Here is a 15,897-nt window from a genome sequence, read left to right on the forward strand (position 1 = left end):
GTCTGGCGGATGCTACTTTGTATTTTCCCCATAAAAACGATTACCCAAGGGATCCCGATGCGTATGTCGAGCACGTGCGTCAGGCCAAAGAAGCAGTTGCCATCCCCCTTTGCTGGTGCCGTTCATGCTGGCGATGATGGGGATGTCAACTGCTTCTTTGGCCTGACGCACGTGCTCGACATACGCATCGGGATCCCTTGGGTAATCGTTTTTATGGGGAAAATACAAAGTAGCATCCGCCAGACTCAAGGCACCGCTTCCCAGCAAGTGGGATAGTTCGCCGGTTTCCAGCGCGATCTGCTCCTCAAACAGCGAGTACAGCACCACAGCGGGAGCGCCGGCATCCTCGAGTCTTTTAATATCGTCCAAATTTCGTGAAAGCGGTGAGGCGGAAGGTACTACTGGATTGTCCAGTTCAAGACCCATGTACGTCGTTCGAGTTTCAGCCATCACATGCCTCCCAATTGGGAATCTAAGCTGTACGGAATAAGTACTATAAAGTGTAGCACATCGTTTCATCGTTTTCCGCGTAAATAACGAACCCGGGATGACTCAATCTGGACAGATGGGCGATATAGATTCAAAAATCCTCCAAACCAAGCCCGGCCTCGTACACTACTTGCGACCGCAACATTATGGAGACTATAATGGCCGAAAGGTGCATGATGATTTAGAAATCATGCTGTTAGAAAGCGAATTCCCATGAAACGCAGTATGACGCTCTTTCTCTGAATTTTAATTTTCCTCCTTGCAGCTTGCCAATCTCGCACCCCTTCGGCGGATGAGATTGCCACAGCGATTGAAGCAACAGCAAATATGAAGAAGACCCTGGAGCCGGCAACATCTACTCCCACGGACGCACCCACGGAAACCCCCACCATAACCCTGACCAAGACGCCTGCACCCTCTCCCACAGACACACAATCCCTACACCCGATCCAGATCTATGAAGACTTCTCTTTCCGCCAGGTTGAATGGCTGGCGTGTGACGTATGCGAGCGGAAGAATGACGCCTTATACATGGGCCCGTATCCCGCATCCGGCGCCTATCAAACGCACGTTGCGATTTGTAAGGAATGTGGAGAGGTGACCTATTACCGTATGGCCGTCGTTGCCACTTACATCGACGGTCCTACGGATCGCGGTTATGGCATGATCCTGCGCTGGACAGACGATTACGTCATCACCCTCGAGATCACACCCTGGCAAACGGTGGGCGCGTTTAAATACGAATTTGACAGTGACCGCTGGGAAATACTGGATGGACACTGGGCCGGAGCCGTCAAGGCAGGCACTTCGCCCAATCGAATTGAAGTCTTCGTAACGCAGTCGCAGCAGCGCAGGACGGACATCAGCGTGGCCATTAACGGCAAGAACGTCTTTATCGTTTGGAACGAGCCGAAGGATCAATCCCCTGTAGGTTTGATGCTTTTCGGACACGCGCTGGAAGTATCTTTCGACGATTTCGAATTCGAAGAGTACGAGCCTTACGGTGACCCGATCGAATTGGAAGACCTCGATAGACCGAGCGGATAGAGCGCCTGATTTCTCGTGAAATCGCTCATGGATTGAATTGGCCTGAAGGCAACCCGTTGTCAAATTCGGGCATTCCGGCGATCGGTTCGGTCCACGTAACTCCCGAGCAGTAATCCTCAATATTGTTGATGTCGACGACCGTTGAAGGCGTCTCGAGGATATAGGGCACTTCTTCCCCATCGAGCACTTTCGCCATCTGTTCGATCACGATGGCGCCCATCCTGCGAGGATATACGCCCAACGTGGCGGTCGTTTCTCCTTTTCTGATCAGCTCGAGTGTGACGTCGTTGCCGTCGATGCTGACGCACCAGATATCTTCATTGATCGTTCGCCCGACTTTCTCGGCCGCGATGCAGGCGCCGATTCCCATTTCGTCCGAATTAGCATAGAAAACATCGATATCCGGTTTTTGCAGCAATGCCGCGGTCGCCACGTTGACCGCTTTCTCCCGTTCCCACTCCGCAGTTTGCTCGCCGACGACCTCCACTTGTGGACACCATCTTTCCAACCCCCAGCGGTAGCCCTGGGTCCGTCGATTTACGTGGAAACCGGGGATTCCAGTCAGGATGAAGACTTCTCCCTGACCCCCTAACAGATCGCAGGTATACTGCGCCAACTTGGCTGCACCGCTCCATTGGTCGTAGCCAATGTATTCCACCACCCGGCCGTCGCCGACCGGTGTAATCAAGTTGTGCATCAAAATGGGAATGCCGGCCTGGTTGGCTTTTCGGATTGCGGTAACGATCGCCTTGGCATCGATCGGATTCACAGAAATCGCCATGACCCCTTTTTGGATCTCCTGCTCGATGACGGTCACTTGGCCGGCGAAGTCACCTTCCCGCTCGGCGGCCACCAGATCGACCGTCCAATTCAAGCTGGACGCTCTTTCAACAGCGCCGTTCTTTATTTCCACGTGAAACGGGCTGGTAAATCCCGGAGGTACGATGGCAACGTGAATTTTCCCATTTTGCAGTGTGTCATCATCCGCCAAGAAGCCGGTCGTCTGACATTGCGTCAAACTGGTCCATATGAAGCAGCAGCCTAAAATTATTATAATGATCCGCCGCATCGATTTACTCCCGTTCAGGTAGGATCAGGCATCAAGACTCATCCATCTCGCCGGGGTCGAGGATGCAATCATTATAGCAAACAAGGCTGGACGATAAAGTAGGCGTCTCTGCCTACCGGCAGAGACGCCCCGGAAATCATTCTAGCGGATGCCTTCCTCAATGAGTGGTGCGATTGCAGCGATGTTGTCCGGCGTGACGACACCTACTCCGGTATTGATATGTAAACCAGGGATCAGGTAATTGTATGTCAGGTAGATTTGTTGGATGGGGTAATAGCCCTGCAAATACAGAACCTGATCGAAGCTCACGGAGATGTAGCCCTTCTCGATTCCATCGATCGTCGCAGGTGAAAGATCTATACCGCCGATGATGACTTCGCCGGGTGCCTTTCCGGCCGCTTCGAGGACCTTGGGCAGGTTCGCAGTGATGTTGCCGTGCTGGGTTCCAATGGCCTTTAGATCGGGGTTGGCTTCCAGGTAGGCCGTCAGTATTGGGATCGCCAAGGAGGCTTCCGTGTCTACTTCGTCGGAGACATCGAGCTTCTCCACTTCGAGTCCGGCGTCCACGAGAGCGTCATACACGCCCTGGGCGCTCACGCTTCTGCCTTCCTGATGCCAGATATCATAGACCAGGGCCTTATCGCCAGGCTGCAATCCTGCGGCGACCATCTGAGTGCCGGTCAGATAACCACCTGCATAGAGATCCGCACCGGCGTAGCCAAACCCCTGGGTTTGATACTTGGCTTCGAGGTTGGGTAGTGGATTGTTGCCGCTGGTGACGATGATACCTTGTGCGATGGCGTCGTCCACGAGAGCTTCGAAGGCATCTTCTCCAGGGTGCCCCATGATGACAATGCCGTCCGGTTGTGCAGCGACCGCTTCCTTGAATTGCTCGATCATCGTCTGCGGATCCCAACCCGAGTATTGCTCGATCAGTTTAATCCCCAGGTCCGCAGCTGCCGCCTTGGCGCCGTTCGTGCGGGCCAAGGTGGATGGATCTCCCTGGTTACCGCCCATCTGCATATAGATTACGATCTGATCTCCCGCTGCAGGTGCTTCTTCTGCTTCAGCCGGAGCGGAATTCGCCTCCGACGAACTAGGTTCTTCCGCCGCTGGCGGATTGGTAGCCGGCGTTTTCGAACAAGCTGCGACCAAGACGAGCATCAGCGCCAGAGACAACAACGTATAGAACTTCTTTTTTCCCATTTTCATTATCCTTTTCTCCTCACGTGTAATACTCAAGTACGGGCATTCCCATTTTGGGTTTACGAGAGAATTTCCCTTCTGGCTGTGAAAGAGCCTCCTTTCCTGAACGTATCAGAATCAGTGGTTATTCAACGTTGAATGGTCCTCACGATCCGTGATTGTCTTGCGACAGACTCCGACCGGTCGATTTCGAACGAGCAACCAAACCCCAGCTTTGAATACGTTTGGAAAGTCTCAAAAAACGCCCCTCTCCAAGGAGGATGTTGAGTACGACAGAAGCACCCATGACGAGGCCGCTCACCAACGAAGTCCAGTAGCCACCGATTCCAGTAGCCACCACACCTGCTTCCAACGAGCCGATGATGTAGGCGCCAAAAAACGTGCCTACGATAGATCCCTCACCCCCTGCGATCGAAGTGCCTCCAATAAAAACTGCCGCCAATGCGAGCAGGAGATACCCCTGTCCCTGCGTAGTCCAGAAAGTATTCATCTCGATGGTCAGCAGCAGGGCGGAAAAACCCGCGAGGATGCCCATCATGGTGAAGAGTTGAATCTTGGTTTTCTCGACGTCGATCCCAACGACTCTGGCGACATTCGGGTTGTCTCCGAGGAACATGATCGCTTCGCCAAAGCGGTGGCGGTTGAGAACGAACCAAAGAAAAATCGCCAACCCCAGTGCCCAAAAAGCCTGGGCGGGAACCACACCGAAGAGGCGCCCGGTGAAGATCGCGTGAATGCTGTCGTCCTGAATGCCCTTGATGTTCCAGGAAAGGCCTCCCGCCAGCAATACGGTGAGCCCAGACCAAAAGAATTGTGCGGCGAGAGTCGCCATGATGGAAGGAACGCCGATTTTGGCCACAAGAAGGCCGTTGATATACCCCACCAGGGCGCCCGAAGCGAGCGCGAGCAGTATGCCCACCCACGCCGCCCACGAGGCATCGAAGGTTTTAAAGAACCATGCAAAAATGAATCCGGAAAACGCAACTACGGCTGAAAAACTCAGGTCGATTTCGCCTGCGGTGATAACGAAAGTCAATCCCAAAGCTAAAACCAACATTGGGGGAACGGTCTGCAGGAAGGACATATAGATCCGATACCCGGTAAATACGTTTGGTGCCGTGATGGCAAACGCAACGTATAGAGTGGTCAGGACTAAAGCGATTGGAAGACCTTCAAGCCTTCGTAAGACCAACAAAATAGAACGCTCCCGTTTCATGTTGTCTCCACGTCTTTCCTGCCGTGTGCGTAGTCCAGCATGAATTCACCCAACGCTTTCAAACTGATGTCCTGCTTGAGGATGCGAGCTACAATCTCTCCACGGTCCATGATGACGAACCGGTCGGCGATTTCGTAGACGTCTTGTATATCGTGAGAAATGTAGATACAGGCTTTGCCGGATTGTTTGATCTTGTGGACAAAATCAAGCACCTTCCCTACTTCTTTCAAGGAAAGAGCCACTGTGGGCTCGTCCAGTACGATCAACTCTGCTTCGAAGTGCATCGCTCTTCCTATCGCTACGCCTTGACGCTCTCCACCGGATAGCTTGCTGACCTTCGAATCGACGGTGATACCTTCTCCCCGAAATCCGATCGTCTTGTGCATGATCTCTTCGGCGATTTCCTTCTCCTTCTTCACGTTGATGAATCCCAATGGATACGTAATTTGACGACCGACGAAAAAGTTGCGCCAAAGGTCTTGCTTCTCCCCGAGGGATTTATCCTGGTATACGGTCTCGACGCCATGCGTATGCGCTTGCTTTACGTTGTAGCTGCGGAAATCGACTTTCTGTCCAACGATGTAAAGTTCCCCGCTGGTCGGAGGGAAAACCCCCGAGAGGATTTTCACCAAAGTGGATTTACCTGCGCCGTTATCGCCGATGAGCCCGACAATTTCATTCCGGCCTACATTCAGATCGATGTGCCGCAGCGCAAGGACAAGACCAAAATATTTTTCGATACGGACCATTCGCAAAGCATCGTTCTCGACACGGGCGTCCAGCATAGATGCACCTCCCGGTGAAAAGAAGGAACTTCGATGAGGGCAAGAATTACTTCTGTGAGGTATTTTGTTTCGCGTAAACAATAGCAAATAATTCGAATCGAATGCTAGGGGAAAAATGCAATCGCAGGGCAGTCCGCGTGCAGCTCTAGTGCAATAAAGTGCAAACTTAGTGCAATTCTATAAGCTGCGGGAATACGACGAGGATTCAAGGGGAATGAATCAGTAGGTGTGCAAGCGCCCCGATTGCGTCTTTTAGATCATAGAAGTACTGGCGCCGGCTGATCGACAGTCTCTTGATAATTTCGTTGGAAGACAGTCCTTCGACGTAGGTTAGACGTAAAATATCGTATCTACGATCGATTGCGTTCGGTCGATTGATGTTCTTCTCTGGATTGAGCTTTTCGATGCGTTCTAATAACAACTGGCGCAACTGTTCGCTGCGATCGCGCAGGATTCCACGTGGCAGGGAATCCAAATTGGCCGGGAAAGCCCATTCCGCAAGAGGACATCGTCCCAGGTAAACGGTGTCCCAGAGGTGGCGTAGTGCATTGCGTGTCTGATGATTCAGCCACTTGCATTCCAGCAGCCAGGCATTACGTAATCGTGGAACGATCTCTTCCGTCAGCTCAACAAGGCGATTTACAGCTTCCGGCAGGAAGGAATGTGCGATTCGGCTTTGTACCTCGAGCACGCCCACCAATTGATCGTTATGCGAAAGGGGAATTGCGATGGCTGATTTACTTCCTGGATCCAGGCGCTCCACGGATATGTCGCTGCGATCGGATATATCGTCCACGATGAGAGCCTGGCCACTGTTCCTGACTCGTTCGGCGATGCTTCCAGTAAAAAGGTCGGCTTTCTGTTTATCTTCACAATCGACGAGCTTGTTGTGTCTGGGGTCGATCATATAGATACGCACATAGGGAGAACCGAATCGAATTCGAATGAGCTGATTCATCTGTACGATGATTCCCTCGAGATAGGTGGTATCCCCGACGGAATGATACGGTCGAACTTTCGTGGCAAACTGCCTGGTACGCCGTCTTTCGATGTCGATAAATACGGCAAGGAGAATGATCGATCCGATCACGATTCCGTGCCACTGGTAGGCCACATTCAGCATGACGAGACCGTTCTGGACTACGGTCATGATCAAAACTCCAATCAGCGTTCCGCGCATGCCCCCCACTCCGCCGCTCAAACTCGTCCCCCCGATGATTACCGCGGCCACGGAATTCAAACCGTAATCTTCGCCCAACGTATAAACAGCGCCATCGAGTCGGGCGATTTGAATGATCCCGGACAATGCCGCCAGGATTCCACTCAGCATGTAAGTATATATTTTACATTTATCTACGGGGATGCCGGATAGGCGAGCCGAGGTTTCATTGGTACCGATCAGGAAGATATATCGGCCCAGCTTTGTTTTACTCAGGGTATACCCCAGCACCAAAAAGGTCGCGAGCATGATGATTCCGGGTACGGGGAACCCGCGAATATTTGCATCTGAGATCCATTTGAAATCATCAGGAAGCGAATGAATCGTGCGGCTTTCAGTGATCACCAGGGCAACGCTGCGTAGAATTCCGAGACTGACCAGGGTAACGATAAACGGCGGCATTTTTTGCTTGGTGATTAAAAAGCCATGTCCGGCGCCGATCAGAGCACTCAGCCCAAAAGCGGCGGCTATCGCAATATATGGATTTTGGGGTGGTATCACACTCACGCCCGTCATCAACAAGGCGGCGATAATGCTTGCCAAAGCGAGGATAGAGCCCACGGACAGGTCGATTCCTCCCGCCAGAACGACGAGCGTTTGTCCTGCGGCGACGATTCCGATCGTTGATGCCTCTTGCAAGATCAGCATGAAGTTGTCCAATTGTCGAAAGTGAGGGGACAAAATCGAGAGGACGATCAACAACAACACGATTCCAATGAGCAATCCTCTTTGATCAAAGCGCAGGGAATATTTCCGTAGGTTAAGAAACCTTGGAATTGAACTTCCGAGATCCAGCCGGGTGGAAATATCCTTCATGTGGATAACCTTTTTTAGAGGTGAAGCCAGATTAACAGCGCAGCGAATGAGTTCAGCTGCAGGTGTGGTGCGCAGTCGTCCTTTCTGATCGATTCCAGGATTCTCGAGATTGAAAAGAGTACGGCTGCCTTACGTAATTCATTTTTGCGCAATAAATTTTCATACACGTGGTCATTAGACCATTCCCAATCGAACGTTGAGTGAAAGTCGTGGATGCCCTGAATGAACAGCGCCCCTGGCAGGACTCGAACCTGCAACAACCGGATTAGAAGTCCGGTGCTCTATCCACTTGAGCTACAGGGGCAGAATGACTATGGGTGCAGCCAGGATTCGAAATCCCGCCAATTATATACCAGATGAACACTTTTCTTGCCACGCTGAACATCGCTGGATTGTTCGTTCACGTTATTCTTTGGCAACGGGACGTATGCCCTTGTACACACGCGGGCTGGAGAATGTCCGCAAAATCATGCGTGGTGAGCGCCCCAATCTATCCCCGAGTTCTTCGGGAGTCATGGGTGTGTTACCGTTTGCCAGAAATACCCGGAACACGGCATTAACCAGACTCGTTTGCGGCGTCAGATATGAAGGCTGCTTGGCACAATGGGAAATCAATGTATGTTGGATCCCCGCCACACGCGTGACTTCTGCAGTTTGCGGATCGACGTAGTCTACCATTGTATCTGCATCCAGATCGGCAAATGCTTCCTGATGCTCCGGGCAAAGGTGGCTGCGCAGATACACTTCCAAATCCCGGTCGGCTCGATCCCACCACTCATAATCGATATGAAACTTGGTCTCCAACGTCGGTCGGACCAATCTGCCCAGTTTCGTGTTTCTCTCTTCGCTCATGGATTCGCCCAGGCTTTCTGATCGAATCGCCAGTAGAGATCACCCACGTGTTCGTAATACGGCCGGCTGACCAATTCTGAAAACACGGCCGCAGGCGACATACGTCGAAAGACGTTCACTCCGGAATACAGCGATTGGGCATGAACAGCGCTTTGCGGTGTAAGGCGAGCCAGTTCTCGAAAAATATATGCGATTAATTGATCCATTGGCAGGCTGCGCTGCGAGCCTCGCATCCACGCTTCGTCGAGCGCTGCCGGATCGATCAGTCCCACGACCATACGGTCATCGTAGGCGGTTCCTACGGATTGCTTGAGCATGGTGAAGCCGATCTTACCTTCCTCATCGATCGTTACCGTTCGGATCCAGTCATTGTGCCGCCTGCGATCCAACGTTTCGACTTTTACCTCACCGGGATTATCACCGCGGGTTACTTTTATCAATCCACCGGTAGGCACGTCATATCGCCTGTACCACTCGTCAAGCCCAAAGACGTACCCCTTCTCGCGCACGACCCAACCGGGGAAGCGGTCGCCGCTGTGTCCATCGATCAGTTTGAATCGAATTCGCGGCGCTTCGTACGCCGTCGGAAACATCGGCCGTAAACGAGTGGACAGCGGAAGGGTGCCGACACGCCAGTGCGGAAAAAGCAGGGTGATCGTGACGTCATCCGGCTTTCCATCCAACGAGGGCAAGGGGCTGAGTTCGTCATCAAGTAACGCTTCAAGCTCAAGCAGCTCATCTGTGAGTTTGGAGCGATCGATCGAGGATTCGTCAGATTCGAGACGTGGAGGCGTATACAGCACTTCCGGGGGCTCGAGCCGCTTCAGATACCAGAGTATTTCTCCCGCAGGCCCAACTTCGTCGAAACGCTCGTCTTCCTGCATCGCATAATCCATGGAGAATTCCATCAGAAGTGGATTGATTCCCTGCGGTATGCCGACGTGCTCGAGCAAGCCCGATGTGGGCAGCGGCCCCCCGTTGGCCACATCCAAGACGGCTTCAGCGATGTTCAGGTGGCCCTCGTTGATGTCGACCACCAGGGCTTTATGGAACCAACGCCCGGCGATGCGAATGATGTCCTCTGCATCCAAAAGTCTGACCTCGAGACGTTCCTCGATCACGCGTCGATATACCGCCAGCACGCCGTCGGTGGTACTGAGGGCATCCTGTTCCTCATCCGCACTGGCAGGGTTGTTGAGGATGTGATCTTGGAGAGAGGCCGCAAATTCCCGCGTGGGTTCACCCTTCCCGAATTTGACCTCGATGACTTCAAATTCACCCATGTCCGGATTCACACCGGGACGGACTTTAACAACTTCTCCGACCGCGTTGCCGATTGCGGGAAATACGAGCGTCTCGCCCTTCACGTAGCTTTCTTCCGGCTTGTATGACTTGTGCTCGCTTTTAGAAGCTTGTTTGGCTTCTTCTTTCAACTGCGCTAAACGCCGCTCGACCAGTTCCCGAGACATCTCCGCCGAAGTCAGGGGGACTTCACGCTCGAGCAGCAAATTGTAGATGAAGTCGAGGTCGTCATCAGACAACTCGAACTCCGTCCAATACGCGTCATTTGAAAAACCACTTGCTGTTGGCATTATGCTTCACAACCTACGCAGGGGAGATACTTTGACATTATACTACAAGCACCAGACAGGAGGTGACATGGATCGAAATGACATCGTCGTTGGGACGACTTCTGGCATGCTGGAAGCCGAAATACTGCGCAGCCTGCTTAAGTCCCGAGGAATCGAGGCTCGACTTTCCCATGAAGCACTCACCACCATTTATGGTTTCGGCGTTGGTCCGCTGGCAGAAGTAGAGATCATCGTCCCTGCTGATCAAGCCGAAGAAGCACGCCAGATCCTCGAAGACTACTATGCAAATCGCATCGACGAGGACGACTCAGAAGATACCGAATAGACCTCCACCCTTCCCCACCACATCCATTGCGGCACCTTGCGCAACCGCCCTAGATCAAAGCACGCGGAAATCATGGGTATTCTCGTGCGATCCAAACCAGGGGATCCACAGGTACACCCCCAACCCATATCTCCCAATGTAAATGAGCGCCCGTCGATCGACCGGTGTTTCCTACCAGCCCGATAACCTGACCCGTTTCGACATAATCGCCCTCCGAAACGAGAAACTCGGATTGATGAAAATATCCGCTGTAGACGCCCCAACCGTGATCGATGTAGGTCACGTTACCGCGCATCGTAAGCGAACCTGTGAAGATCACTTTTCCAGGCGCCGGAGCAAGTATTTCGACGCCCGTTTTGGCGTAAAAATCCACTCCCGTGTGGTAATAATCCAAAGCGCCCCAGTTGTAGCTCCGCCGCGTTCCGAAGACGGAAAGGAACTTCTCCGTATAGTAATTCGACGGTAGTTCGAAGGGGCCATCCCACATCCGATCGGGCGTCGCGGGTGCAAGCAGCTCTTCGACCATCTCCTGCTCGGGGTTGATCACGGCCGGATCGACAGTTTCCGCCGGGACTCCGTTGATCGTTTCGAACGCATATCCCCCATCCAGAACGCGAATCGGCTGTACGAACGAAAAAGCCGGCTCCTCTCCCAGCGACGGATACAGGGAAATCTCCAGATCGTAGAGTCCGGGGTCTGTCAGGGCGTGAATACCCTGCAGTGACACCAAGGAACGCTCATCCTCCGAGAAGAAATTGAGTTTCTTTCCATCCAGCCGCCCTTCCACCCAGCCCGACTGGTCCAGGTCGATGCGGACGACCAGCGTGTGCCCCTGGACTGCAGGAGACGGATGCAAGGTCGCCGATACGATGGAATCGGGCAGGGAATTGATGGAGCGATCCCCGTCCGGGGCGACGAGAATCTGCGAAGGAATGACCCACAGCCGCTCATCGTTTTCGAATGTTTTCAAGCTCCATGGATTCACACCTTCCCGCACGGCCAGGGCAAGTTTCCCCTCGCCGTCCTTGGGCAAGGTGCGTGAAATAGTCGCCGGGGACGAATTGCTTCCGGATTGAGTCAAGATCAACGCTTGCCCGGCATACAAACGGCCCGGCCGGAGAATGCGATTGAGCCGAATGAGATCTTCCGCTGCAACGCCGTAGCGCAAACTCAAGCTCTCGAGTGTTTCCCCGAATTCGATTCGCTGCGTCGTCAGTTCCCCATGTATGCCTTCAAAACCGGGAATGACGAGCGAGGTGCCCGGGATTAAAATCGAAGTCTCCTCGATGCCGTTTGCTGCGACGATTGCGTCCACGGTCGTGCCGAACGTTCCGGCGATGGAAGTCAGAGTATCTCCTTCCTGGATGACGTACGTAAGTCCCTGCGACTGTGCGCGCACTGAAAGGACAGGTACAAGGAATACGACGACCAACAGCAAAGAGAAGAGTTTACTCTGCTTCATATTCACAGAACTCCAGAACGTCTCCCACGGCGACCCGATCAAGAATTTCGGGTTGGCCTTCGAGCACGTACTGCGCAGGCGCGTTGGGCGTGTATATCCGCCAGGGATCGGCGACCGTGTGATCGACGACGCGCTTGTCGGCATCGAGCCAGATCACACCGAGCGAGAAAAATACCCCGAACATGTGAATGGTTCCACCGGCGATACTTTCGCGGGATTGAACGAGCAGCAGCCCCGTGAGTGCTGAAAGCACGCGTCGAAAGGTCAAGCCGCGCAAGCGGCATAGAAATGATTCACACCATTTTGCCCTGACGACGAGCACGTTATCCTGGGAACGATTGCGAATTTCAATCCATTGCGTCATGTTGATTAAATAGTGCGAGGCGACCTGCGCCGCCCCGGACGAACGATGCCATACAAGTTCAATTTTGCATGCCGAGTATTTTTTCGACGCTTTCGAGCAATTCCTGCGGTCCGAAGGGTTTCGTAATGTAATCATCCACCTTGGCGATGTGAAGTCCCAACACTTTATCGATAGACTGCGCCTTTGCGGTAACCACGACGACCGGAATTTCACGTAATTCCTCGTCCGCTTTGATCTGCTGGTACACTTCCCAGCCGTCCATATCCGGCATCATGAGATCCAGCAATATGAGGTCAGGCCTCTCTCGCCGTACGACTTCGAGGCCTTCCACACCGCCATTCGCACCGATTACGGTGAAGCCTTTACGACTCAGAATCAAACGCACCAGATCGATCATTTCTGGTTCGTCTTCGATACAAACCAGCCGTTTTTCCTCTTCTGCCATGAAAGCCTCTTCCGGGGTGTCACTTACCATTCGTAGTGTATCACAACACGAATATGGGGCAACTGGCACGGCTTTGCCCGAACGATAGGATTCTGAACCAGATAAGTAGAACCTTTCAAATGCTGCGGATCGAAAAATAATCTTCGCCAAGCAACCGAATCAACAGGCACACGAATGCCGTTTTACGCAAACCGGACCCTATGTATCTGGGGAATGACTCTCCCTCAGCGCAAATCCCAAAGCAGGGTTGAATCTAAAGAGACTATGATTCCTACATTTTTATACTATATCTCATGCCCCAGGTACAGCACCCATTGGAGCTATGCGCTCACCGGTACAGCACCCATTGGAGCTATGCGCTCACCGCTCACCGGCTAACGCGACGGATCCATTTCCGCAGAATTGCGGTCAATCGGTTCGAGCGGCAGCCAGGGGCAGGATATCGGATCGCGTCGAAACCACGCGGTATGCTTCGTTGATATCGCGCGTCGTTATCAAACCAAGGAATCGACCGCTCCCGTCCACGACCGGAAGCGCGTCCAGGCGTTCCTCGAGAAGGTGCTGTTGTGCATCGAAAAGCGCCGCTTCCGGTGTTACTGGAGTGAAATCCGCTATCATCACCCCCTCGAGCGGTGTATCCGGTCCGTTGCGGTTCAAGGCATCCACGAGACGGGAATGTGTCAGGATGCCTACCAGGTTCTCACCATCGCACACGGGGAAATCCGCTTGATACGTTTTCAGGGTCAACGCGACCGCATCTCGCAACGTCGAATCGGGACGCAGGACCTCGAGATCGCGCGAATACGCTTGATCGACGGACAGTCCACCGAGCGCATTGCGCAGCTGTACAGTTTGTCCCTCGTGGCCGGCACCCATGTATATGAAAATCGCGATCACGATCAGAAAGAAATTACCCTGCAGGAATCCCCATAGGCCCAACAGCCAGGCCAATATCTGACCGACCGTCACTGCAATGGACGTCGCACGCGCGTAATCTAGTTTCATGGCCATCACAGCACGCAGCACCCTCCCGCCGTCCATCGGGAACGCCGGTAAGAGATTGAACAGGCCGAGGAAGAGATTCGAGGTGAATATGTAGCCGAACAATCCGAGCAAACTGAATCCACCCACTGCCGAGATCATCGCTTCCAATCCCACTCGTACGCCGATCCACAAACCCACGATCGTGAGCGCGATCGCCAGGACAAAATTCACCAGGGGTCCTGCGATGGCAATGACGAACTCTTGAATCGGTTTCTCTGGGATGCGCGCCAGTTGAGCTACACCACCGATCGGCAGCAGTACGATTTGTTTCACAGCCACGCCGTAATGCTGGGCCGCCAGGCTGTGTCCGAGTTCGTGCATGACAACGATGATGAAAAGAAGCAGCGTGGCCAGTACGCCGAAAGCTGCTCCACTCGTCCCGCCGCTGGATGACAGCCCAAATTGAAGCGCCGACCATATCAGGATTAATGGGAAGGTCACGTGTACGCGGATGTCGATACCGCGTACGCTGAAAAGCTTGAACGAATTCCCCATTCCAACCTCCTCTGAGGAATAATGCTCATTTCGATTCTATCAAAATAAGCACCAAAAAATCTGTTAATGAAACCGGAATCACGGGAACAGGCAGAGTCCGGCCAGCAGATGGTTTGATACTACGGCCAGACCTGGTAGAAATCTTGAGGGAGAACGGGACTGTTCGGGTCGGTATATCCTGCATCGAATATGGAAGTCGCCAGTTCGACGCCCACGAAACGGAGATGCCACGGCTCGTAGATGTATGCCGTGACGAGCGGCATGAAACGGTTGGAATACGGCCACACATCGCCGCGTTTGTAGGGATAACTGAGAACGAATCCGAATCGGTGCGCGTTTTCTTCCAACCAGGCATACAAAAGGTCGTTGCGAGGATCGCTGGCACCCATGACCACACCCGGCCAGACGACGTCGAACGCCGTACCCAGCTGATGCTCGCTGTGCCCGGGCAGCGCAGAGAACAAGCTCACATCTGATCCAGGCTCCGCATTTTCACGCGTATACACTTCCGCCTGGTAGGTAAAACTGCGGTACCCCGAATTAACCTCGATCGTTATCCCCTGCTCGTCTGCCGCTTCTTGAAGTTCTTCGATGGCACGAACGGCCTGGGCATTCAATCCCGGATTGTATCCCGGCGGCAGGCCGTTCTCGGAATCGATCAGCACATCCAACGGCGGACCCAGAAGCAGTTCGATTACGACGTAGAACATCACGAACAACGGCAACGGAAACGCTCTCCCAAACGGAATCCTGGTTCATACAGACGAGCTAATTATCTATCATGGATTTTAGAAGATTCTAATCAGAACTGCAAAGCACAGTGATACCTCCGGGAGTATTTCGATTGAAGCCCACCTTCTTCTAAAAAGAGGAGCACCCTTTGGCCAGACGAAACGTCACTGCCCATCGCGGTGTGGGATTGCAACGTACATGCTTCCGGCGCTTCGCCGTCCGGATGGGCCAGGTTTGTACACGGTCAGGATTAGAGGAACCTCGGAGTCCTGGTCTGGTATTCTGCGTATTCTTCTCCATACCGCGCTGCGAGCCACGGCTCCTCGGCTATAGGCGTAACCAGGAACACCAGAATGGTAAGGGCATGCGTGATCCATAGATGCAGTGAATTTGCAGCGACGCTCAGTCCCAGGAAAAGGATCGAATCCCCCAGGTACTGCGGGTTGCGAGTGAATGCATACGGCCCCGAAGAAACAAAACGCTCCCCGAGTCCCGAAGTGTTGCCCGTGCCCAGCGTGCGAATCCCCCACGTAACGAGCAACGCGCCGATGACGATCAGGGGCACGCCAACGATTAGACGAAGATCGTCCGTAAATACCCAGGTATCCCAGTCGAAAACGAGAAGAAACAGGTTCAAACCGAACACCAGGTAGAAAAGGATCCAAGTCATCCAGAATTGCCAGGACGCTTTCTTGGGAGGAGGCCAGATGCGTCTGGCTGGATAGGCAACAGACCATAG

General features: G+C 53.3%; 16 protein-coding genes and 1 tRNA gene. 2 read left to right on the top strand and 15 right to left on the bottom strand.

Features of this window, described 5'->3' with window-relative positions; all coding sequences use genetic code 11:
• Nucleotides 1-12: 12 nt before the first annotated feature.
• Entirely contained in the window at nucleotides 13-450 is a 438-nt protein-coding gene (locus tag P8Z34_14880) for a hypothetical protein (GenBank protein MEJ2551957.1), read from the bottom strand.
• Nucleotides 451-816: 366 nt separating this feature from the next.
• On the opposite strand from P8Z34_14880, the gene P8Z34_14885 reads away from it, so the two are divergent.
• Entirely contained in the window at nucleotides 817-1,536 is a 720-nt protein-coding gene (locus tag P8Z34_14885; GenBank protein ID MEJ2551958.1) for a hypothetical protein, read from the top strand.
• A gap of 25 nt (nucleotides 1,537-1,561) precedes the next feature.
• Here the strand turns inward: P8Z34_14885 and P8Z34_14890 are convergent, their stop codons facing one another.
• The 8 genes from P8Z34_14890 to P8Z34_14925 all read right to left on the bottom strand — a co-directional run bounded on the left by P8Z34_14890 (nucleotide 1,562) and on the right by P8Z34_14925 (nucleotide 10,240).
• On the bottom strand, nucleotides 1,562-2,527 hold the full coding sequence (locus tag P8Z34_14890) for a sugar ABC transporter substrate-binding protein (protein MEJ2551959.1): 966 nt from the start codon (nucleotides 2,525-2,527) through the stop codon (nucleotides 1,562-1,564).
• A gap of 219 nt (nucleotides 2,528-2,746) precedes the next feature.
• The gene (locus P8Z34_14895; GenBank protein ID MEJ2551960.1) at nucleotides 2,747-3,811 is read right to left on the bottom strand and encodes a substrate-binding domain-containing protein; all 1,065 of its coding nucleotides are present in this window, start codon (nucleotides 3,809-3,811) and stop codon (nucleotides 2,747-2,749) included.
• Between the two features lie 145 nt (nucleotides 3,812-3,956).
• Complete coding sequence (locus P8Z34_14900) at nucleotides 3,957-5,027, bottom strand: ABC transporter permease (GenBank protein ID MEJ2551961.1); 1,071 nt, start codon at nucleotides 5,025-5,027, stop codon at nucleotides 3,957-3,959.
• Entirely contained in the window at nucleotides 5,024-5,812 is a 789-nt protein-coding gene (locus tag P8Z34_14905) for an ATP-binding cassette domain-containing protein (GenBank protein ID MEJ2551962.1), read from the bottom strand. The genes P8Z34_14900 and P8Z34_14905 overlap by 4 nt, the downstream gene beginning before the upstream one ends.
• Before the next feature lie 205 nt (nucleotides 5,813-6,017).
• Nucleotides 6,018-7,679, bottom strand: coding sequence for a GAF domain-containing protein (locus P8Z34_14910; protein ID MEJ2551963.1), 1,662 nt, complete (start codon nucleotides 7,677-7,679; stop codon nucleotides 6,018-6,020).
• 398 nt (nucleotides 7,680-8,077) lie between these two features.
• Nucleotides 8,078-8,151 (bottom strand) — tRNA-Arg (locus tag P8Z34_14915).
• A 101-nt stretch (nucleotides 8,152-8,252) separates the two neighbouring features.
• On the bottom strand, nucleotides 8,253-8,699 hold the full coding sequence (locus P8Z34_14920; protein ID MEJ2551964.1) for a hypothetical protein: 447 nt from the start codon (nucleotides 8,697-8,699) through the stop codon (nucleotides 8,253-8,255).
• On the bottom strand, nucleotides 8,696-10,240 hold the full coding sequence (locus P8Z34_14925; GenBank protein ID MEJ2551965.1) for a hypothetical protein: 1,545 nt from the start codon (nucleotides 10,238-10,240) through the stop codon (nucleotides 8,696-8,698). Before P8Z34_14925 ends, P8Z34_14920 begins: the two co-directional genes overlap by 4 nt.
• A gap of 118 nt (nucleotides 10,241-10,358) precedes the next feature.
• Here P8Z34_14925 and P8Z34_14930 point away from each other — a divergent pair, with 118 nt between their 5' ends.
• Complete coding sequence (locus tag P8Z34_14930) at nucleotides 10,359-10,616, top strand: DUF2007 domain-containing protein (protein MEJ2551966.1); 258 nt, start codon at nucleotides 10,359-10,361, stop codon at nucleotides 10,614-10,616.
• 70 nt (nucleotides 10,617-10,686) lie between these two features.
• On the opposite strand, the gene P8Z34_14935 is transcribed toward P8Z34_14930, so the two are convergent.
• From P8Z34_14935 to P8Z34_14960, 6 genes are all read right to left on the bottom strand, one after another.
• On the bottom strand, nucleotides 10,687-12,078 hold the full coding sequence (locus tag P8Z34_14935) for a peptidoglycan DD-metalloendopeptidase family protein (protein MEJ2551967.1): 1,392 nt from the start codon (nucleotides 12,076-12,078) through the stop codon (nucleotides 10,687-10,689).
• Nucleotides 12,065-12,442: a DUF192 domain-containing protein gene (locus P8Z34_14940; protein ID MEJ2551968.1), complete on the bottom strand. Its 378-nt coding sequence runs from the start codon at nucleotides 12,440-12,442 to the stop codon at nucleotides 12,065-12,067. The genes P8Z34_14935 and P8Z34_14940 overlap by 14 nt, the downstream gene beginning before the upstream one ends.
• Before the next feature lie 58 nt (nucleotides 12,443-12,500).
• Nucleotides 12,501-12,887: a response regulator gene (locus tag P8Z34_14945; GenBank protein MEJ2551969.1), complete on the bottom strand. Its 387-nt coding sequence runs from the start codon at nucleotides 12,885-12,887 to the stop codon at nucleotides 12,501-12,503.
• A 408-nt stretch (nucleotides 12,888-13,295) separates the two neighbouring features.
• The gene (locus P8Z34_14950) at nucleotides 13,296-14,426 is read right to left on the bottom strand and encodes a site-2 protease family protein (GenBank protein MEJ2551970.1); all 1,131 of its coding nucleotides are present in this window, start codon (nucleotides 14,424-14,426) and stop codon (nucleotides 13,296-13,298) included.
• A 119-nt stretch (nucleotides 14,427-14,545) separates the two neighbouring features.
• Nucleotides 14,546-15,151 (bottom strand): M15 family metallopeptidase, encoded by a 606-nt coding sequence (locus P8Z34_14955; GenBank protein ID MEJ2551971.1) that lies wholly within the window; start codon nucleotides 15,149-15,151, stop codon nucleotides 14,546-14,548.
• Between the two features lie 257 nt (nucleotides 15,152-15,408).
• A partial coding sequence (locus P8Z34_14960; protein ID MEJ2551972.1) for an isoprenylcysteine carboxylmethyltransferase family protein occupies nucleotides 15,409-15,897 on the bottom strand: 489 nt, incomplete at its 5' end.

It is taken from the genome of Anaerolineales bacterium (assembly GCA_037382465.1).
Lineage (GTDB): Bacteria > Chloroflexota > Anaerolineae > Anaerolineales > E44-bin32 > WVZH01.

Excerpts from the sequence above, each read along its gene's own strand:
- P8Z34_14880 (MEJ2551957.1), bottom strand. The coding sequence starts at position 450 with ATGGCTGAAACTCGAACGACGTACATGGGTCTTGAACTGGACAATCCA.
- P8Z34_14885 (MEJ2551958.1), top strand. The coding sequence starts at position 817 with ATGAAGAAGACCCTGGAGCCGGCAACATCTACTCCCACGGACGCACCC.
- P8Z34_14895 (MEJ2551960.1), bottom strand. The coding sequence starts at position 3,811 with ATGGGAAAAAAGAAGTTCTATACGTTGTTGTCTCTGGCGCTGATGCTC.
- P8Z34_14900 (MEJ2551961.1), bottom strand. The coding sequence starts at position 5,027 with ATGAAACGGGAGCGTTCTATTTTGTTGGTCTTACGAAGGCTTGAAGGT.
- P8Z34_14905 (MEJ2551962.1), bottom strand. The coding sequence starts at position 5,812 with ATGCTGGACGCCCGTGTCGAGAACGATGCTTTGCGAATGGTCCGTATC.
- P8Z34_14910 (MEJ2551963.1), bottom strand. The coding sequence starts at position 7,679 with ATGCTGATCTTGCAAGAGGCATCAACGATCGGAATCGTCGCCGCAGGA.
- P8Z34_14920 (MEJ2551964.1), bottom strand. The coding sequence starts at position 8,699 with ATGAGCGAAGAGAGAAACACGAAACTGGGCAGATTGGTCCGACCGACG.
- P8Z34_14930 (MEJ2551966.1), top strand. The coding sequence starts at position 10,359 with ATGGATCGAAATGACATCGTCGTTGGGACGACTTCTGGCATGCTGGAA.
- P8Z34_14935 (MEJ2551967.1), bottom strand. The coding sequence starts at position 12,078 with ATGAAGCAGAGTAAACTCTTCTCTTTGCTGTTGGTCGTCGTATTCCTT.
- P8Z34_14940 (MEJ2551968.1), bottom strand. The coding sequence starts at position 12,442 with ATGACGCAATGGATTGAAATTCGCAATCGTTCCCAGGATAACGTGCTC.
- P8Z34_14945 (MEJ2551969.1), bottom strand. The coding sequence starts at position 12,887 with ATGGCAGAAGAGGAAAAACGGCTGGTTTGTATCGAAGACGAACCAGAA.
- P8Z34_14950 (MEJ2551970.1), bottom strand. The coding sequence starts at position 14,426 with ATGGGGAATTCGTTCAAGCTTTTCAGCGTACGCGGTATCGACATCCGC.